A 17,052-nucleotide genomic window follows, 5' to 3' on the forward strand; every position below is an offset into this window, starting at 1 on the left:
TTAGCTAACGGTCATATCCTCGCAAATGCAATGCCGGAAATGGTCCTAGCCAACATAGCCGTCCCGCATGCGGGATAACGAGGCGGAACTGGCGGAAATAAACTTCAAATCCCAAGCTCCAAACACCAGATAATCGCCAAACTTCAAAACGAACAATTATCAGCGGCAGCCAATTTGATGTTTTACTCATTGAAGTTTCTCTGGAGCTTGGATCTTTGGATTTGGGATTTAAGCAAATCTCCTTGCCGCCTTCCTCAAACGGTTGAAAATCATCAGACATTTCCATGCGTATCCTTAAGTCTCTCATCCTGTCGCTGACGTTCTTGTGCTGCGCCTTGTCCACCCGCGCCAACGTCGCCACCGGCAAAGCCGCCACGCCCGCTTCCAATCTAACAGTGCCTGCTGGCTTCAAAGCCGAACTCGTCCGCTCCGCCTTGCCCGTGGAAGGCTCATGGGTTTGCATGACCATTGATGACAAAAGCCGCCTCATCATCTCACCGCAAGACGTTCTGCGCCGCGATGGAGCAGGGAAGGTGGGGGAAGGCGGGCTGCTGCGCATGACGTTGGGTAGCGATGGCAACGTCACCCTCGTCGAACGCATCGAACTCCCCGTTGGCAGCGCGATGGGCCTGCTCTACGCCTTCAATAGCCTCTACGTCAGCGGTGAAGGCGCCGACGGCACCGGCCTCTATCGTCTCACCGATACGAATCAGGATGATAAATACGACAAGGTCGAATTCCTGAAACGCTTCGAAGGCACCTTCCGCCCCAATGCCAATGGTGAACATGGCCCGCACGCCATCGTGCTCGGCCTGGATAATCACCTCTACATCATCAATGGCAACGAAGTGAAACCACCATCACCGCTTAGCCTCACGTCTCCGCATAAGAACTATGATGAAGATCAATTGTTACCGCAGTTGGTCTGGCCCGCGAATTATACCTGGGCGAATGGCCCAGCGTCTGGTGGCTATGTGGTGCGCACGGATAAAGACGGCAAAGAGTGGACACTCATTGCCGGTGGCTTACGCAATGCCTACGACCTCGCCTTCAATCGCGATGGCGAGATGTTCACCTTTGATAGCGACATGGATTGGGACGATGGCGCGCCGTGGTATCGCCCCACGCGCGTGAATCATCTTGTCTCCGGCGGCGAATACGGCTGGCGCAAAGGCTCCGGCAAATGGCCCGATCATTATCCCGATAGTGTGCGCTCCACCTTGGACATCGGCCGCAGTTCACCCACTGGCGTGAAGTTCGGCTACGATGCCGCCTTCCCGCGCAATTACCGCATGGCGCTCTATCTCTGCGATTGGGCCTTCGGCACCATCTACGCCGTGCAATTCACGCCGAGCGGCGCGAGCTACAAGGCGAAAGCTGAACCCTTCGTCACCGGCCGTCCACTGAACGTCACGGATATGGAATTCGGCAAAGATGGCGCGATGTATTTCATCACTGGCGGACGCGGCACACAATCCGGTCTCTATCGTGTGACTTATACGGAGCCCGTTCCGAAAGTCCTGCCCAAGTGGGGCATGCCCGAACAAGATGGCAGCAAACAACGCGCGCTCCGTCGCGAGCTCGAAGCCCTCCATGGTAAGGCTGATCCGAAATGCATTGAGACCCTCTGGCCGCATCTGGATAGCGGTGATCGCACCATCCGCTACGCCGCCCGCATCGCCCTCGAATGGCAGGATCCGAAACTATGGCAATCGCGTGCGCTGAGTGAAACCAATGCGAACGCCGGTCTCGCCGCCTTGCTCGCACTCGCCCGCACTACGACGAAAGACATTCAACCCGATTTGCTGAAAGCCCTCGCCAAGTGGCCGCTCGATACGCTCAGCGAAGAACAGAAGCTGGATAAACTACGCGTCATCGAAGTGAGTTTCATCCGCCAGGGCAAACCCGCTGAAGCACTGCGCAATCTCGCCATCGAAAAACTCGGTCGCCAATATCCTTCCGCCAGCGATGCTTATAATCGTGAACTCTGCAGCCTGCTCGTTTATCTCGAAGCACCCGATGTGGTGGAGAAAACCGTGAAGCTGCTACTCTCCTCTAAATCACAAGAAGAACAGATTCACTACGCCTTCGCGCTGCGCTTGATGAAGCCGGGTTGGAATGACGCGCTACGCAAACAATACTTCGCCTGGTTCCCGCAAGCCGCTGCGAACTATCACGGCAGCAGCAAAGTCCTCAGCTTCCTCGCCGACATCCGCACCGATGCCGTGAAGACCTTGAGCGATGTCGAACAAGTTTCCCTGAAAGCATTAGTGGAAGCACCACTCGTCACTGCTTCAATTCCCGTCAATATTCCCACAAAAGATTTTGTGAAAGAATGGAAGCTCGAAGAGCTCGTACCGCATCTCGATGCGGTTTCGCGTGGACGCTCATTTGAAAAAGGGAAAGCCGCGTATCTCGCCTCGCAATGCGTCATGTGTCATCGCCTCGGAAGCATCGGTGGGGCAGTGGGACCAGACATCACTGCGGCAGGCAGCCGTTACACGCGCTACGATCTGCTGGAAGCGATTGTGAATCCTTCGAAAGTAGTTCCCGATATGTTCCAGAACGTCACCGTATTCACGCGCGATGGTGAAGATCACACAGGCCGTATTCTTTCTGAAGATGCGAACAAAGTCGTGTTGCAACCGAATCCACTCACTCCGGGAAAAATTGAAATCCTCAAAACGAACATCACGAAACAGGAACGCTCAAAACTTTCACCGATGCCGGAAGGACTCATCAACGTCCTCACGCGCGAAGAAATTCTCGATCTGCTTGCCTACATCGAGAGTGCTGGCAGTCAGAACTATCCCTCGTTTCAGAAGTGATCAGACAATAAGATCATAATAATATTTAAAAATAATTATAAAAATTATTTCCGAAGTAAATCGAATGGCTTTCTAAGTGGTTGGTTGACAGATTATTGGGGTGAGTTTTCCGGGTTTGGTTGTGCCTAGGGGTTGTGCCTTTTCATGCTGATTTGGACACATGGACGGAACTCCTTTGCATTCAAATTGTTATAAAAGATAGTTGACCATAAAATGTGGAATTGAGGCGGGACGGTGATCTTGGCGGTTCACCGGCCGGTCAGGGACGCAGGAAATGAACAAATATCAGCAGGCAAAAGCGAAGCTACCACTTCGCAAATTGATGGAGCAGTATGGCGATGCTCCGGGGAATGGAAGCTGGGCTTCCATGCCGCGTTGTCCCTTCTGCGGGAAGAAGGGAAGTGCCGGGGTTTTTGAGTCCAAGGGCACGGAGTTCTTCAAATGCTTCAAGACGGATTGTCCTTCCGGTACGGCGGGTGAGAACAATGCCGTCTCTGAAATCGGTTATGTCGCGATCAAAGAAAGCCTCAGTGCCGAGGCGGCGAAGGGCGAGGCCGCACCGGCCTACAAGCGTTATCTTGAGCTGGCGGGGTTATGGGAGGAGCCGAAGGCCAAGACGGCCAAGCCAGGTGCCGCGAAGTTCACCGAAGAGCAGGTGACGGAAGCGCTCGAGATCATCCGTTCGGAGCAGAAGGCGAGCGTGTCGTTGCTGCAGCGCAGGATGAAGCTAGGTTACACGCTCTGTGCGATGATCATGGATGAACTGGAACGGCGGCATGTGGTCGGCCCGTCGAAGGGTTCGGAGCCGCGTGACATCCTGCTCGAGAATCCAGTCATCAAAGACAATTTGCCGGAAGGTGTTCCTGCGCCTACTCCGGTTCCGCCAGAGGCAGCGTCGTCTGGTAGTGGCGACGCTGCCTCATCTGGCGTGAGAAAAGAGGACAAGGCACCGTTGCAAAGCAGCATGCCGCGTCCGTTGGATGTGGTGGATGCGGGCAGTGTGCCGCCGGAGGATGTGGTGCCGGATGCGGAAGGCGGCGAGGGAGATGATCAGGGCTTGGTGGTGTTGCGGCGGTTCTACAGCCAGCTTGTATTGCGACCAGAGGATCTGGAATCGATCATGGCCAAGCGCGGACTCTCGGAGAGCGCGTGTGTGTCCTACGGATTCCGCAGCAACGGGCAGAGCAATCTGGACATCCTGCACGGTTTGCGGGGTGAGTTCCCGGAAGAAGCTTTGATAGCGAGCGGGCTGTTCCTTGCTGATGAACGGCAGTATGATCTCAAGCCCAACTCGCAATTCTACGGTTACGGAATGGCGGGCAAGGATGCGCAGGGCAATGAGGTGTGGGAATGGAACAATCCAATCCTGATACCTTATTGGGATGCCAGTGGTCGTCTAATCTATCTGCGACCGCACAAGGGCGGCGTCAAAGGTTTTGGTTCGCGCCTGTATGTGGCGCGAGCGGGCGGTGTGATGGACAACCGCCGGTTTGAAACGCTCGTCATCTGTGAGGGTGAGTTCAAGGCCGATGCCGGTGATTTTGTTTTCAGCGGGAGCAAGGTGGGTTGGTGTGCGTTGCCGGGGATATCGCAGTCGAAGAACCCGGCGGTGTGGAGTGCGTTGATCGCGTATATCCGTGAGGTGAATCCCAAGCATGTCATCGTGGGGTTCGACTCGGAAGAGAAGGGAGATCCGGCACTGGCGAGTTTCAAGCCGGACAAGAAGAAGCGTTACGATGCGATCATCTGGGCGCGTTATCTGGCGGAGAAGCTGGCGCGTGACGGTTGGGACGGGCGCGTGTGTCTGCTGCCGAAAGAGTGGCGCGATGAGAAGGGCAAGGCGGACTGGGACGGTGTGCTTGCCCGCTGGCTGAAAGAGGAGAAGCCGCTGGAACAGATCCGCCACGAGTGGTCCGGTCTTTTGCGCGTGTCGCCACGGGCGGCGGATTTCCGGCAGCGTGGCCTGTTCGACAATGAAGATGAGCGCATCATCCGCAACGGGTTGATGCAGCTCTGGTATAAACCGGCGCTGCCTCATGCGGGCGACCGGGAAAGACGACTGGCGCAAAAGCTGAAACGGCTGGCGAACACCACGTTGAAATACACACCGGGAGTAGAGTGGCTGGCGGAGAAGTATCATGAAGTGGTGGGCTGGTATTACACGCTCAAGGATGTGCCGGAGAAGCGACGTATCTCGTTGCAAAAGGAACTGGTCAAGGCACGCAAGGAAGAGCGGTGGGATGAGGTTTGGTTTCTGGATCTCCAGCTCGAGGGCATCCCGGCCCAAGTGGCGGATTTCCGCATGGACCTGCGGCATGTGTTGGTGAGGTCGAACGGCAAGCGCGATCGTATCTTGGACATCCGTAATGCGCAGGGGGAGAAAGTGCGCCGGGCGGCGCTCGATGCGAGGAGCATGGTGCGTCCTTCGGAATTCCGCGAGTGGCTGGGCAACACGAAGAACCTGACATGGATGGCGGGCGAACGAGAGCTGCAGGCGTTGCAACGTGATCTGAACCATGCGGCGTTGGATCTGGAAGTGCATGAGGTTCCGTTCTACGGGTTCCACGAGGCCAGCGGTGTCTGGTTCGCGGGTGATTGTGCGGTGACGCCCGAAGGTGATTTCCTGCGGCCTGATAATGACGGTGTGTTCTGGTATGACGGGCTGGGTTATCTCGTCCCGGACAAGGACGAGGAAAATGAAACCTTCCGACAGAAGGCTCCGACATGGCGACCGGAGTTGAACATCGCCGAGATGAAATTCGAATACTCGGGATTGAGCCTGTTTCCGGGAGAAGATCCAGACAGCCTTGGTGACTGGCCAGCTACACAGAAGCTGGGCCGCTACTTCCGGGAATTTACGGAACGGATGCGCGAGACGCTGGGTGGTTATGAATCTTACATGGCGGTGGGCATGATGCTCGCGTATGCGGCGGCACCGGAAATCTTCCGGCAGTATGGCGGGTTCCCCGGTTTGTGGGTTCACGGCCAGATGGGGCAGGGCAAGACGAGCATCACGCGCTGGCTGATGGACATGCATGGCTTCTCGCTCAAGGAAGGGTTGAACCTGCGCACGGCTTGTACGCAAGTGGGCATGCTCATCGCGGCCCAGCAATACTCCAACCTTGGCGTGTGGTTTGAAGAATTTCGCAATGGAACGGTGGACAGCGGGCGAGAAGGTGTGCTGCATGCGTCATTCAACCGCGACCGGCAATCGAAGAAAACGGCTGACGGCCGGCAGCGTCAGATCCGGTCGTCATTTCTGGTGACGGGTGAATCCACCTGCTCGGATGCGGCTACGCGTGATCGTTACGCGCATGTGTTCGTGAGTGAGCCGCGGCGCAAGGGCCAGCATCGCGAATGGTTTGAACGCAACCGCGACCGGCTGGTGCTGTTCTTCCGGGAGGTCCTGCGAAACCGGAAAGAGTTTGCGGCCTCGGTCTTGCGCGAGATGAAAAGCTGGATGGCGTTGCCGGATCTGAAATCGCTAAAGGACCGTCCACGCTTGGTGCATGGTGTGGCGCATGCCGGATTCCGGGCAGCAGTGGCCATGTTCCAAAGCCATGCGCCGGATGAGATGATGGACTTCCGCAACTTCCTGTTCGGCCATTCAGTGACGGCCACCGAGGATGTGCAGAGCCGGGTGAACATCAATGTGTTCATGCAGCATATCATCAGTGCCTATCAGCGGGGGGTGTTCGGGGAAACGGAGAATGACAAGAAGCGTTACTTCAAGGTGAAGACGACGCCGGTGGCGCATCCGCCCAATGCACCGAAACAAGGGGCGTGGATGAACTATCACCTGTATCTGAATCATCTGCTGGTGGTGGATACGTTGTCGGAGCATCTGCGCCGATCGGGCCGGACAGTGCCGCTGGAGATCAGCGACTTGCGCGACCAGCTCGCGCAGAATGAATTCTGGGTGGGGCCTTCCACCCAGCGGTTTGCCGGGAAAAACTCCAAGTGCTGGGAGATCGACTTAGACCGGTTCCCGGATCTGGGTTACAAGTTTGTCGATGAGGAGGAACTGGAGGCCAGCCGTTGGCGAGATTCGGCCCACGGGCCTATGCGCGTGGTGTCGGATGACTGGGTAGATCCACGCAAGGGCTCGCTCTTCTCGATCGTGGAGGAGTTGTCAAACGACCAGCAGACTTTGGCCTGATCTGATTATCCATAAAATATAGAGACTATGTAAAATGAGTTCAAAGCCCCGACATAGATGGTTGAAGCTGAAGGTCGGCAAAGTTTTCGAGCTGGTCGGCGAGCGTGGCTGGATCTGGGTGGGACTGCCCGGCGGCACGCCGACGCATCTGCGCCGCCCGGACGGCCGCATGTATAAGACCAATCTGCGGCGGGGCTTTTGTGAAATGATCCGTGATGAAGCGAGGGAGGCAAAGGAATGAAAGCGAACCAGATCAATGCAGCGGGTGTCTTCGTGGATGAACTTTTCCGCTGGCCCCACTACCGAGATCCGCACACCGCGAGAGTGGGCGCGAAGCATGGAGACATGTGGTGCCATCTCTGGTGTCTGCCGGGGCATGAGGAAGCCTTGCATGAAGTCGCGCAGGCGATCGGCATGAAGTCCGCGTGGTTCCAGAACAAACCTTTTCACCCGCATTACGACCTGGTGCCGCCGCGTCGAGAGGCAGCGGTGAAGCTCGGGGTGCGCACGGTGATGGCTCCGAACCTGCGCCGACAGATCGCAACGGAATGGAAAGGGCGTGCCTGGCGCATCGGCGAAGTGTTGGGCGCGCCGACAGCACCAGCGGGCATGGTGTTCGTGGCGGTGGAAGTGGGACTGGAGGGGGAGATCATCCGCGTGAACATGGAGCCGCTGAATGATGGGAAGAGGTTTTTAGATTAGCCACAGATGAACACAGACAACCACAGATTAGAGCAGGATGCGGCGTTCAGGCTGGAGATGAACGAGGCACTGTTGTCGCTCGATGAGGAAAGGATCCGCGGCGTGGTGCGGAAGTGGAACGGGGTGGAGATGCCGAAGCATCAGACGGCGTTCTGGGGTGCGGTGCATAAGGGCATCACGGCGAACACGACCTTGCCGCTCGATTTCAGGAAGCAGAGCAAGGAGTGGCTGACGTTAAAAGGATTTCAAAGTTGGGATGATGGGGAACTCGGTTAACACACAAAAATTATGAGTGAAGAACATAAGATCGCACTGACTGTAGGCATTCTGCTGTTAGTTTCTGGAACTGCGCTGGCCACTTGGATGTGGCCGCGGCGGAAGGAAGAAAGTGGTGTTGAGGTGAAGTTGGATCCCGATGCCCGTGTGGAACCCTTTCAGAATGGTGAAAGAGAACTGGCCGGACTGCTGGCTGAGGTGAGTACGGGCAGTAGTATTACGCTGGATCCAGAAATTAGAACCATTGATTTGGAAGCGGAGAAACTGGCGCGGGAGACGTGGGCGAAAATACTGCCGCCCGAACAAGTGGAGGAGGCGGTGCGTGATTCCATGATCGCCGCTCAAATGGCCGCTGAGGCTACGAGTGTGAAGATCCCGTTTAGCCGCGTGTTGAGCGCGATGGTGGCGACGTATCGCTTGGGGAAGGAAGCGCCAAGGACTAAAGCGAAACTTTTGGAGGAGTTGAAGAAGATTGATGGTGCAATGGAGATCACGCAGCAGAGGTTTGCTGAGTTAGGGAGGGCACTGCTTGTGCCGGTGGATAATCCTGCTGGGACTGATTTCGTGACAACGGTGTTGGATGAAGTGGAGAAAGAAAATGAGGCGTTGAAGTCGGTGGTGCGGATGATGGAGGTGGAGCGGTATCGGGCGCAGGTGGCGGTGAAACGGTTGTTGGTGACGTATGCCCGTCAATTGCACGGCGACTGGTATGAGGCGACGGCAAGGGACTGCGGGCTGCTGCTGGATGCGATCGGGCACATCATCGAACCAGAGAAGGTCGAGATGGGTGACGCAGTGAGTGAGCAGGCGCGCATCGTTCTCAAGGCATTGCAGACAGAAGAGGAGGCGTGTCGCGAGGTGTGGTACCAGAAGTCGCGAGTGTTCGAGATCCAGAAGGCGGTGCGCAAACTGGTGAACGCGCATCGTGAAGTGATCACCGAAGATGAGTTTCATGACGTGACGGTGGCTTGTTGTTTCCTCTTGGAAAAGGGTGGTCAGATCTGCGCGCCGGTCGCGCCGAAGCGGCCCAATGATGAAGGGTTTCTTCGTATGCCTACGGCTGCGGAGGATGAGATCGTGGAGGAGGTTGTGCGGCTGGTGAACGGCGTGGTGGTGACGCGACAGGAAACGCGGATGGCACGTTGCTGCTTCGGCAGTGGCCTGGGTTCACAGCATCGTTGCGCGAAGCCCGCGGTGTGGGTGGCGACGTTTGAAGGCAAGCGGACGAAATTGGTCTGGTGCCATGAACACAAGGTAGAACCGCTGGTGGCGATACAGGGAGAGTCGCACGGGGTGGAGTTGATCGAAAACAAGCAAGCGCCGGATGGGACGGCCACGCGGCCTTATCTGAATCTCAATGAAGGACCGGTAACGCCGTCTTGCCCGCACTGTGAAGCGATTCATATGGAGTTATCGGACGGTGTCTCTCCGGCACACTACGTTTGCCCGGCCTGCAATGGCTGCCTTGTGGACGGGGTGTTTCATCCGGTGGCGACCAAGTCGCCAGTGCAGGAGTCATGTGAGTGTGCGCTGTGGGTGAGAATGGATCTGAACCCGAAGTATATCACCAAGCATCATCCGAACTGCCTGCGCTACTTCGACTCATTGATGGATGTGTGGAAGATCACGGGTGAGGGAGTGCCGACGCATTATGTGGGCACGAAGTCCCAGGCGGAAGAGATCGCCAAGATGGAGGAGGGAGAAATGCCGCTGACGATCACGCCGGAGAAGATGCACCGTGAGGTGTTTGAAAACCTGCCGGATTTCAAGGGGTTTTGAATTTGGCCGATGAAGGCCAATTAACAACAAAAAGGAAGAACGGTATGATGAGAGCAAAACTGCTGGTGACGAGTGTGGTGGTGACACAAAACGAGGCGAAGGAAACTGTCAGTGAAGAGCTGAAGATGATTCCGGTTGGGCCGAAGGGGCCGTATCCGCCTGATGGCAGCGATGAGAACAACACTTACGCGAAGTTTAGTCCGTCGGGTGATCTGCGTTTGGTGGTGATGAACCCCGCATTGTTTGGCCGGGTAAAAGAGGGCCAGGAATATTATCTGGACTTCACCGCCATCAAGAAGCTGGAGGAGTGGCAGGAGCGGGTGATTGAAGAGCAGTTGGCATTGGATGAGCGCCGACTGGCGCTGGACAAGTATATGGACAGTCCGGCGTTTGAGAAGTTGGGTGAGGAGGAAAAGTCGCTGTTGTTTAAGCAGAAGAAAACAATGGTGGCGTATTCCAAGGCATTAGGGGAACGCATCGCGAAGTTCTGAGCGCACCAGGCCGGGGCGCGACGGGATACGCGCAGTTTTTCAACCACAGATGGACACAGATTCACACAGATGAAAAAGACCATTGAACAGAAGGTGCAGGTGGGGCCGCGGACGTCTTTGGTGGAGACGGAGATGGTTTGCACGGGATGTGTGCATTTGAAGATCCGTCTGGAGCGTCCGGCGCGCAAGGATGAGGAGGCGGAGTGGAACTACGAATGCCTGCATCCTGATGTGGAGGTGGCGTGGATGGGGATCAGTGCGGAACCGCCGAGCTGTCCGGGGCGTTGTCCGGAGAGGAAATCGAACAAGAAGGCGACGCCATGAGCGAGATATTGGAAATACGTTTTGCTTTGAGCGTGCGGCAGCCTTGGGCGTGGTTGATCGTGAACGGTTTCAAGGATGTCGAGAATCGGCTGTGGCAGACGTTCATGCGCGGGCCGCGTTTCATCCACACCGGGAAGGTGATGAAGGAGGAGGAATACAACGACTGCTATTTCTTCTTGGAAGAACACTTCCCGCATATCCGGCTGCCGCGGGCGCAGGACCTGCCGTTGGGTGGGATCGTGGGCATCGCCAGCATCACTGATTGTGTCACCCGATCGAACTCAAAATGGTTCGTGGGTGATTACGGTTTTTTGATGGAGGACCAGCAGCCGTGTGAATTCATCCCGTGCAAGGGGGAGAAGGGATTCTTCCGTCCGTGTCATGAGGGCGGAAGTTATGTGACGGCGAGTGATCTGAAATTTTTGAAGAAGGCGGCGTAACTGGATTTTTTAACCACAGATTCACACTGATAAACACAGATGAAAACGACGATACCGAAGGCGCAATATCAGGTGGGGCAAAGGGTTTGGGTGAAGCAGGTGGAGATGGGTTTTCCGCCTTACTTCGAGGCGGTGATCTGTGGGGTGCATGCAGACCGGCATGGGCATCTGGATTACACGGTGGAGGAAGACGATGGGATGCGGACGGATGGGTATGGTGAGGATTGGATAATGGAGGCCAGTGCGGCGCAACCCGTAGAGGCAGCAGTTGCCGAGGAGGAATCCAAGCAGTGGCAAGAGGGAATGGGTGATGAGCCGATCAAACTGGAGGCGACGGGCGGGTGTGCGGTGATGATCGCTCTGATGGTGGGCTTCTGTATCGCGATGTTTTTGTGTGCGCTATCGAGGTGGTGACAATGAAACGAAAACTCAAGAAATGGTGGGATGGGTTTGTAGGACGGCGTCGTGTCCGCTTGAGGGCGTTGCGGGCGGTGCGGCGTCAACAGGAACGGCAGCGTGCCATCCGGGAATTGGACGCGTTGGAGGCGGAGCTGTTGGCGATGTATGACAGCCTGCCGACCGGACACAGGGAGAGAGTGAGTCTCAACAATGATATTTTCCGCCTCCGTTCAATGCGGGTCATGGCCGGGCTTTAACTGAAATAGACGGGATGGACGGGATGGACATTGAGAAATAATTTTATGGCGAAATATACGAAGATCCAGTGGTGTCACTACACGTTGAACTTCCGCATCGGTTGCGCGAAGAAGTCTATCTGTTGCGCGAGGTGTTATGCGGCGTTGATGGACCGTCGCCGCTTCAGCAAGACGTTGCCGGGTTGCAGCAAGGAGAAACCGATATCGCATTGGGGCGCGAATGCTCCACGCCATGTGGTGAGCGCGCAGACGACGAAGGAAGTTTACCGGTGGAATGCGTATGCGGAGACACATCCGTGGACTTGTTCGGGGTGCAGTGAGGAGAAGGATGAGATGTTTGGTTACACGGGAGATGATGCGCTGAAGTTTGACTACGTGTGCCCCAAGTGCCACTCGTCACTCGATAGCAGTCCGCGTCGGGTGTTCGTGGGTTCGATGTTCGATTGGGCGGAAGAGGTCTATACGACCGAGGAAAGGGACGCGTGGTTTGAGGTGATGGAGAAATGCACCCACCTGCGGTTCATGCTGCTGACCAAGCGAGGGAAGGTGATGCGCGAGTACCTGACGTATCGCTATGAAGGCGGTCCGGTGCCGGGTCACTTGTGGATCGGGTGGAGCTGGCAGCCGGATTTCCCGGCGGAGATTGATGATCTGCTGGCGGTGAAGGCAAAGGTGCGGTTTGTAAGCGCCGAGCCTTTGCTGGGGCCGTTAGGTGAACCGATGGGTGAGGCGCGCAAGGGGTTGAGTGCGGCACAAATCGAGCATGAGCAGATGAAGTGGCTAGAGAAAATCTACCAGGTGGAGTTGTTGATATTGGGTGGAGAATCGGGTGATGAGAATGAAGATCCGCGTATGTGTCATGAGGATTGGTTGCGTTGGGCTGTGGCGGGGGCATTTGCGGCGTGCGTGAAAGTGTTCGTCAAGCAGATGGGGAGCTACGCGGTGCGCGATGATTCGGCTGTTATACCGGAGGCGAGTGAGGATGTGGTGGATCCAGCGGACATCGCGAGATGGGAGTTCAACCGGCGCAATCATCGGGTGCGTTACAAGCATCCAAAGGGAGGCGATATCAACGAGTGGCCGGAGGAGTTGCAGGTGCAGGAGATGCCGGGTTTTTAACCACAGACCGGTAGCACCGGTGGCAAACACAGATAAACACAGATTTTTTAAACCACAGAATACACAGAAATTATGATCAAAGCATGGAAGGTAGTGAATGAAGGAGGCTACGAGGAAAACGCGGCAATCGTGTTCGTGGAGAGTCGAGGTAAAGCCAAAGGTGCTGTGCATCGGACGGATGGTTTTGATTGTGAGTTTGGACAGATCCGCGCTACCCGCTGTCCCGAGGCGGACAAGTATGCAGCGACGTATCCGCATTGTGTGGTGGATTGGAATGATGCGGCAGGTTTGAGGATCTATCGCGAGTTGGAATGGCAACTCTTTGAGTCGGACAGTTGTGACAAGTGCGGTAAGTTCGAATCGGAGAAATTGCCGGAGAGCAAATTGGAGACTGTGCCGGTGGAAGATCAAGAGTGGGATGTGTGTAAAGAATGTTGTGAGGCGATGACCAAAGAAGCTTCGTTGCTGGAGGTAAAGGCTTAGCCACAGATTCACACGGATGAAGGAGGATGATATGTTGAAGTTGAAGACATTTGAAATTAAGGAAGGGATGGAGTTGGTGTGTGACACGTTGCGGTGGGATGAAGGGTGGGAGTTTGACTGTCCCTCGATGATGATCTCGCCGGTGATCCGATGTTTTGAAGATGGCCGGCATCATGAGTCCATACGCGAGGAAGTTCTAATCAATGGAATCGTGAAAGGAGCTATCAAGGATGAGAATTTCGAAGAGACGTGGGGATGGAGAGGTTTTAAGCTGCCAGTGTTGAAGAGGAGATTTCGTGAAGCCTTGGCAGGCAAAAAATTTCCCAAAGCAAATTACAAAGCCGAGCGTGTCGTGGTGAAGATCGTAAAGGATGATCGTGGCGAATTGATTTGGGAGGAGATCAAACCAACGGAAAATGCAACGGCTCGAGGGGACTCTCGCCCTACCGGAGTTTGAGGATGAACGGATTCTGTCCAGTTTGTGGGGGTGAGAACCGTCCGGGGCAGGGCAGGTGTCATCGTTGTCATCGGCTCGCCGAGGCGTACCGGCGCGACAAGGTGAAGCGGGAGCTGGTGGGGATGAGGAAGATGCGGGCGGATGCATGGAAGATGGAGCTGGCGAAGTGGAGGCCGCTGACGACGCGGGATTATTCGATCACATTTTATCAGGGGATGTAACCAAGGAAAAAGATATGAGCAGTTCTTCAGTATTGGTGCAGGTGTCCACGCCCCCGCGGGGCAGTGGTGTGCAGGCGGCGGTGACCTTCGCGGCGAAGTCGATGAGCCTCACGACATCATGGGGGGTGAATCCTGCCGAGGCCCGCATCACGTATGTCGGAACCAGCGGTGTGCCTGCGCCGGTGACAGCGGGTGCGTTGATGCGGATCCAGTTGGCGGGGAGGATCTACTGGGGCATCTGCCGCACGGACAATGCGGTAGAGGGGACGAATGGGCGCGAGCGCACGGTGCAGTTCGTGGACATGCGCCATTTCTTGGAGAAGGACACGGTGTTCGGCATGTTCAACATGACGGACATCCGCATGGTGGGTGATGTGCGCGTGAAGCGCTACTGGCATATCCTGCCGGCAGACATCAAGACCGGCATCAAGACCTTCACGACACAGCCGAAGTCGGCGGCGCAAATCATCTACCTGCTGCTCACTGCGCCCACGGTGAACAGTCCTTGGTATAATGGAGTTTCGCCGGTGGTGTATCACACGGACCAGATCACGCAACCGGTGTTCGGGATCAACTGCGAGAGCGGCAAGACCTTGGGTTCGGTGCTGGCGGAGATCTGCCGCAAGCAGGGCATGACGTTCACGGTGACGAGTTCCGACCTCAATCCGTATCAGCTTTTCTTTGTGAGGAAGGGTGAAGGGCTTTTTCCGGTTTTTCCCAATGGCAAGATCTATCCGCCGGACAGTTCGCCGCGGCGTGATGGTTTCGCGTTGACGGACAATCCCACACTGGCGCGCATCGTGGGCGGGAGGAACATCTACCAGGTGTTCAACGTGGCGATGCAACCTGACTGGAATGTGCAATGGCAGGGGTTCGCGGATTTTGATAACTTCGTGGACGATGTGTATCTGCGACTGGCGACGGAAACGGATTTCGGAGCGGGCGCGACTTTTGTGGGGAAGGGCACGCGGTATAGGGACATCCTCGATGATCCGTCCCGCCCGACGACGAACCAACGGCTGGTTGGTCGGCAGTTGGCGCGTGCGCGTGCGCTGGTGATGACTGTGGGGGAGTATGCGGCCTTGCGCGAAGATGTGGATTTCAGTGACTACCGGCTTTTCTCCGGGCGTTCGCGTATGACGATGCCGGTGGCGCTGTATGTCTCGCAGCTCGTGTTCCGGGCGTATCGTCCCCCCGCGACGATGACGTGGGGTGGCATCTCGAGGCCGCTGACATCCTTGACCATGGCGGGCAAGATGCTGGTAGCGGTGGCGTATGATCCGGCGACGGGACGAATGGAACCGGATCATGAAAAGCCGCTTGAAGGCAACGGCTATGTGCTGGCCCGAGGGTATCAAGTGGGAGCGGATCTGTTTGAGGCGGTCAGGCCGGAACGGTTCGACCTGACGCGCTGGCGCGAGACGCAGGACGTGTGGCAGCCGGTGGGGATGCAGGTGGATTCGTCGGGTGAAGATGGTGATTTCATCCTGCTCGATTCACCGGTCATCCGATCGGTCGACCTGGTGCAGGCGAAGAACGGGCATATCGTTTACAAGGCCAATCCGACGATCACGGTGGCGGAGATCCGGGCGACCTTGTGCTTTGAAGCGGAACGGTTCTTCTGGGAGGAAGGGGATGGCGATGCGCAAGTGAACCATTCGGAGCCGGGCCTGTTCCGGGAGTGTGTGGTGATGAATGGAGCGGTGACAGAACTCGCGTATGCCGATGGTCGCACGGCCAGCCAGAAAGCAAGCCTGATCGCGGAAAGCCTGTTGAATCAGGATGCGATATTTCGCTCGGGCGGATTTGAACGGCCCTTGGTGACGGGAGTGACGACCTTGCCGCTGAACCCGATGTATGACCGCATCACGATCACGCTGGATATGTCCGGCCTGAAAGAGACGGTGGATTACACGAACCAGCGCGAGCCGCAGAACTACGAACTCGAAAGCGACTTTGACCGGCGCTCGATGGAGAAGAGTCTGCTCCCGGGGCAAGGTGAACTCATGGAGACGGCGCGCAAGTATGAGAAGATCGCGGCGGCGTTGCGGCTCGATCCCTTCATGCGGAGCGAGATGAAGAAGAGTTATCCGGGGAATGCACCGGGCAATCTGGGCACGACGACCACGACCTCCTCGGTCTACGTGGCGGGCAACCATGAGGAGACACTGCCCGCGGGCGAACTGGCCTGGGTGGAGGAGAAGGCCGAGGACCGGGCGAACTCGACGGCGGGGGCGATTCGTGATGTGCGGGAGACGCAGATCCCTTTCGGTGTGGTCTTGCGGGAAGGGGAAAAGACGAACCGGGAATTGCGGGTGCAGACCGGCGGCGAGGCATTGGTGCGGTTGATGGTGCCGCAGGGAGAGCCGGGACGGATGATCGCTTCCGGCGCTCCGGTGTTCGCGCATTATGTGCCACCGAGCGAGACGGTGGACGGCGGTGGTATGGTGACGCTTTGGGAGCAGGGATCGATCAGTCAGGAGGATTGGATCATCGGTCGACTGATGGAAGACGTGGCGCTGGTGCCGGAGTATGGCGAGACCAAACTGGTGCGGGTGTGGCTGGAAGCGCCGAGAAAGGTGCCGTGCTTCTGGGCCAAGCTGGTAGAACTGGGCGAGGTGTTCATGCGGGTGCAGGCGGTGTGGGACAACAAGGAATATGTGGTGATGAAACCGCCCGCATTGTGGACCACGGAAACGAATCTGGCGTATTCCGAAGCACTGGACACCATGCTGGCCGAGTATACCGGCAAGCAGACGCGCATGGTGACATTCCCGCCCGCGAGCGCGGAGCGGAAGCAGATCATCCATCCGCCCTATCTGACCATCGAGGAAGGGGTGTTCATCCAGACGCTGATCTTGGTGCAACGCCGCGATGAGGTGAACAACTCGGAGGCGGTTCCGGCAGGGTATCACGGCGACGACATCGACGACTGGTGGTACAAATCACTGGAAGGGGTGGGTGGACGTGGAACATATCATCCGGTGAACCTGGTGGATGCCAACGCACACGACCGGCGCTGGGAATTCTCCCACGAAGAAGTGGTGAATTCCTAATTATTTTGGGAAATTCCACAAAATATAGTTTTCTATAAAATATGGTTGCAAGTGTGCAAGC

General features: G+C 56.6%; 17 protein-coding genes. 16 read left to right on the forward strand and 1 reads right to left on the reverse strand.

Going from position 1 to position 17,052, the window contains the following annotated elements; genetic code table 11:
* Window positions 1-4: 4 nt before the first annotated feature.
* A complete protein-coding gene (locus VGH19_06450) occupies window positions 5-286 on the reverse strand; it encodes a hypothetical protein (GenBank protein HEY1170995.1) in 282 nt (93 codons plus the stop codon).
* Between VGH19_06450 and VGH19_06455 the strand changes: the two genes are divergently transcribed.
* The 16 genes from VGH19_06455 (at window position 285) to VGH19_06530 (ending at window position 16,991) form a co-directional block, all read left to right on the forward strand.
* Window positions 285-2,828 (forward strand): c-type cytochrome, encoded by a 2,544-nt coding sequence (locus VGH19_06455; protein ID HEY1170996.1) that lies wholly within the window; start codon window positions 285-287, stop codon window positions 2,826-2,828. The genes VGH19_06450 and VGH19_06455 overlap by 2 nt on opposite strands.
* Window positions 2,829-3,102: 274 nt before the next feature.
* The gene (locus VGH19_06460) at window positions 3,103-6,987 is read left to right on the forward strand and encodes a DNA translocase FtsK (GenBank protein HEY1170997.1); all 3,885 of its coding nucleotides are present in this window, start codon (window positions 3,103-3,105) and stop codon (window positions 6,985-6,987) included.
* 34 nt (window positions 6,988-7,021) lie between these two features.
* A complete protein-coding gene (locus VGH19_06465; GenBank protein ID HEY1170998.1) occupies window positions 7,022-7,228 on the forward strand; it encodes a hypothetical protein in 207 nt (68 codons plus the stop codon).
* On the forward strand, window positions 7,225-7,689 hold the full coding sequence (locus VGH19_06470) for a DUF4031 domain-containing protein (protein ID HEY1170999.1): 465 nt from the start codon (window positions 7,225-7,227) through the stop codon (window positions 7,687-7,689). Before VGH19_06465 ends, VGH19_06470 begins: the two co-directional genes overlap by 4 nt.
* Before the next feature lie 6 nt (window positions 7,690-7,695).
* Window positions 7,696-7,965 (forward strand): hypothetical protein, encoded by a 270-nt coding sequence (locus tag VGH19_06475; protein HEY1171000.1) that lies wholly within the window; start codon window positions 7,696-7,698, stop codon window positions 7,963-7,965.
* A 12-nt stretch (window positions 7,966-7,977) separates the two neighbouring features.
* Complete coding sequence (locus VGH19_06480) at window positions 7,978-9,744, forward strand: hypothetical protein (protein ID HEY1171001.1); 1,767 nt, start codon at window positions 7,978-7,980, stop codon at window positions 9,742-9,744.
* A gap of 44 nt (window positions 9,745-9,788) precedes the next feature.
* Entirely contained in the window at window positions 9,789-10,235 is a 447-nt protein-coding gene (locus VGH19_06485) for a hypothetical protein (protein ID HEY1171002.1), read from the forward strand.
* 69 nt (window positions 10,236-10,304) lie between these two features.
* Window positions 10,305-10,559 (forward strand): hypothetical protein, encoded by a 255-nt coding sequence (locus VGH19_06490; protein ID HEY1171003.1) that lies wholly within the window; start codon window positions 10,305-10,307, stop codon window positions 10,557-10,559.
* Complete coding sequence (locus VGH19_06495; protein HEY1171004.1) at window positions 10,556-10,999, forward strand: ASCH domain-containing protein; 444 nt, start codon at window positions 10,556-10,558, stop codon at window positions 10,997-10,999. The genes VGH19_06490 and VGH19_06495 overlap by 4 nt, the downstream gene beginning before the upstream one ends.
* A 39-nt stretch (window positions 11,000-11,038) precedes the next feature.
* The gene (locus VGH19_06500) at window positions 11,039-11,413 is read left to right on the forward strand and encodes a hypothetical protein (protein HEY1171005.1); all 375 of its coding nucleotides are present in this window, start codon (window positions 11,039-11,041) and stop codon (window positions 11,411-11,413) included.
* A 2-nt stretch (window positions 11,414-11,415) separates the two neighbouring features.
* Window positions 11,416-11,655, forward strand: coding sequence for a hypothetical protein (locus VGH19_06505; GenBank protein ID HEY1171006.1), 240 nt, complete (start codon window positions 11,416-11,418; stop codon window positions 11,653-11,655).
* A 45-nt stretch (window positions 11,656-11,700) separates the two neighbouring features.
* Window positions 11,701-12,774, forward strand: coding sequence for a DUF5131 family protein (locus VGH19_06510; GenBank protein ID HEY1171007.1), 1,074 nt, complete (start codon window positions 11,701-11,703; stop codon window positions 12,772-12,774).
* A gap of 72 nt (window positions 12,775-12,846) precedes the next feature.
* The gene (locus VGH19_06515; GenBank protein HEY1171008.1) at window positions 12,847-13,257 is read left to right on the forward strand and encodes a hypothetical protein; all 411 of its coding nucleotides are present in this window, start codon (window positions 12,847-12,849) and stop codon (window positions 13,255-13,257) included.
* A 31-nt stretch (window positions 13,258-13,288) separates the two neighbouring features.
* A complete protein-coding gene (locus VGH19_06520; protein HEY1171009.1) occupies window positions 13,289-13,714 on the forward strand; it encodes a hypothetical protein in 426 nt (141 codons plus the stop codon).
* A gap of 2 nt (window positions 13,715-13,716) precedes the next feature.
* Window positions 13,717-13,935 (forward strand): hypothetical protein, encoded by a 219-nt coding sequence (locus tag VGH19_06525; protein HEY1171010.1) that lies wholly within the window; start codon window positions 13,717-13,719, stop codon window positions 13,933-13,935.
* A gap of 14 nt (window positions 13,936-13,949) precedes the next feature.
* Window positions 13,950-16,991, forward strand: coding sequence for a hypothetical protein (locus tag VGH19_06530; protein ID HEY1171011.1), 3,042 nt, complete (start codon window positions 13,950-13,952; stop codon window positions 16,989-16,991).
* Window positions 16,992-17,052: the final 61 nt, after the last annotated feature.

This window comes from Verrucomicrobiia bacterium, assembly GCA_036405135.1.
Classification (GTDB): Bacteria; Verrucomicrobiota; Verrucomicrobiia; order Limisphaerales; family JAEYXS01; genus JAEYXS01.

Excerpts from the sequence above, each read along its gene's own strand:
- VGH19_06470 (HEY1170999.1), top strand. The coding sequence starts at position 7,225 with ATGAAAGCGAACCAGATCAATGCAGCGGGTGTCTTCGTGGATGAACTT.
- VGH19_06520 (HEY1171009.1), top strand. The coding sequence starts at position 13,289 with ATGTTGAAGTTGAAGACATTTGAAATTAAGGAAGGGATGGAGTTGGTG.
- VGH19_06510 (HEY1171007.1), top strand. The coding sequence starts at position 11,701 with ATGGCGAAATATACGAAGATCCAGTGGTGTCACTACACGTTGAACTTC.
- VGH19_06515 (HEY1171008.1), top strand. The coding sequence starts at position 12,847 with ATGATCAAAGCATGGAAGGTAGTGAATGAAGGAGGCTACGAGGAAAAC.
- VGH19_06485 (HEY1171002.1), top strand. The coding sequence starts at position 9,789 with ATGATGAGAGCAAAACTGCTGGTGACGAGTGTGGTGGTGACACAAAAC.
- VGH19_06530 (HEY1171011.1), top strand. The coding sequence starts at position 13,950 with ATGAGCAGTTCTTCAGTATTGGTGCAGGTGTCCACGCCCCCGCGGGGC.
- VGH19_06480 (HEY1171001.1), top strand. The coding sequence starts at position 7,978 with ATGAGTGAAGAACATAAGATCGCACTGACTGTAGGCATTCTGCTGTTA.
- VGH19_06475 (HEY1171000.1), top strand. The coding sequence starts at position 7,696 with ATGAACACAGACAACCACAGATTAGAGCAGGATGCGGCGTTCAGGCTG.
- VGH19_06500 (HEY1171005.1), top strand. The coding sequence starts at position 11,039 with ATGAAAACGACGATACCGAAGGCGCAATATCAGGTGGGGCAAAGGGTT.
- VGH19_06505 (HEY1171006.1), top strand. The coding sequence starts at position 11,416 with ATGAAACGAAAACTCAAGAAATGGTGGGATGGGTTTGTAGGACGGCGT.
- VGH19_06525 (HEY1171010.1), top strand. The coding sequence starts at position 13,717 with ATGAACGGATTCTGTCCAGTTTGTGGGGGTGAGAACCGTCCGGGGCAG.
- VGH19_06450 (HEY1170995.1), bottom strand. The coding sequence starts at position 286 with ATGGAAATGTCTGATGATTTTCAACCGTTTGAGGAAGGCGGCAAGGAG.
- VGH19_06460 (HEY1170997.1), top strand. The coding sequence starts at position 3,103 with ATGAACAAATATCAGCAGGCAAAAGCGAAGCTACCACTTCGCAAATTG.
- VGH19_06455 (HEY1170996.1), top strand. The coding sequence starts at position 285 with ATGCGTATCCTTAAGTCTCTCATCCTGTCGCTGACGTTCTTGTGCTGC.
- VGH19_06465 (HEY1170998.1), top strand. The coding sequence starts at position 7,022 with ATGAGTTCAAAGCCCCGACATAGATGGTTGAAGCTGAAGGTCGGCAAA.
- VGH19_06495 (HEY1171004.1), top strand. The coding sequence starts at position 10,556 with ATGAGCGAGATATTGGAAATACGTTTTGCTTTGAGCGTGCGGCAGCCT.
- VGH19_06490 (HEY1171003.1), top strand. The coding sequence starts at position 10,305 with ATGAAAAAGACCATTGAACAGAAGGTGCAGGTGGGGCCGCGGACGTCT.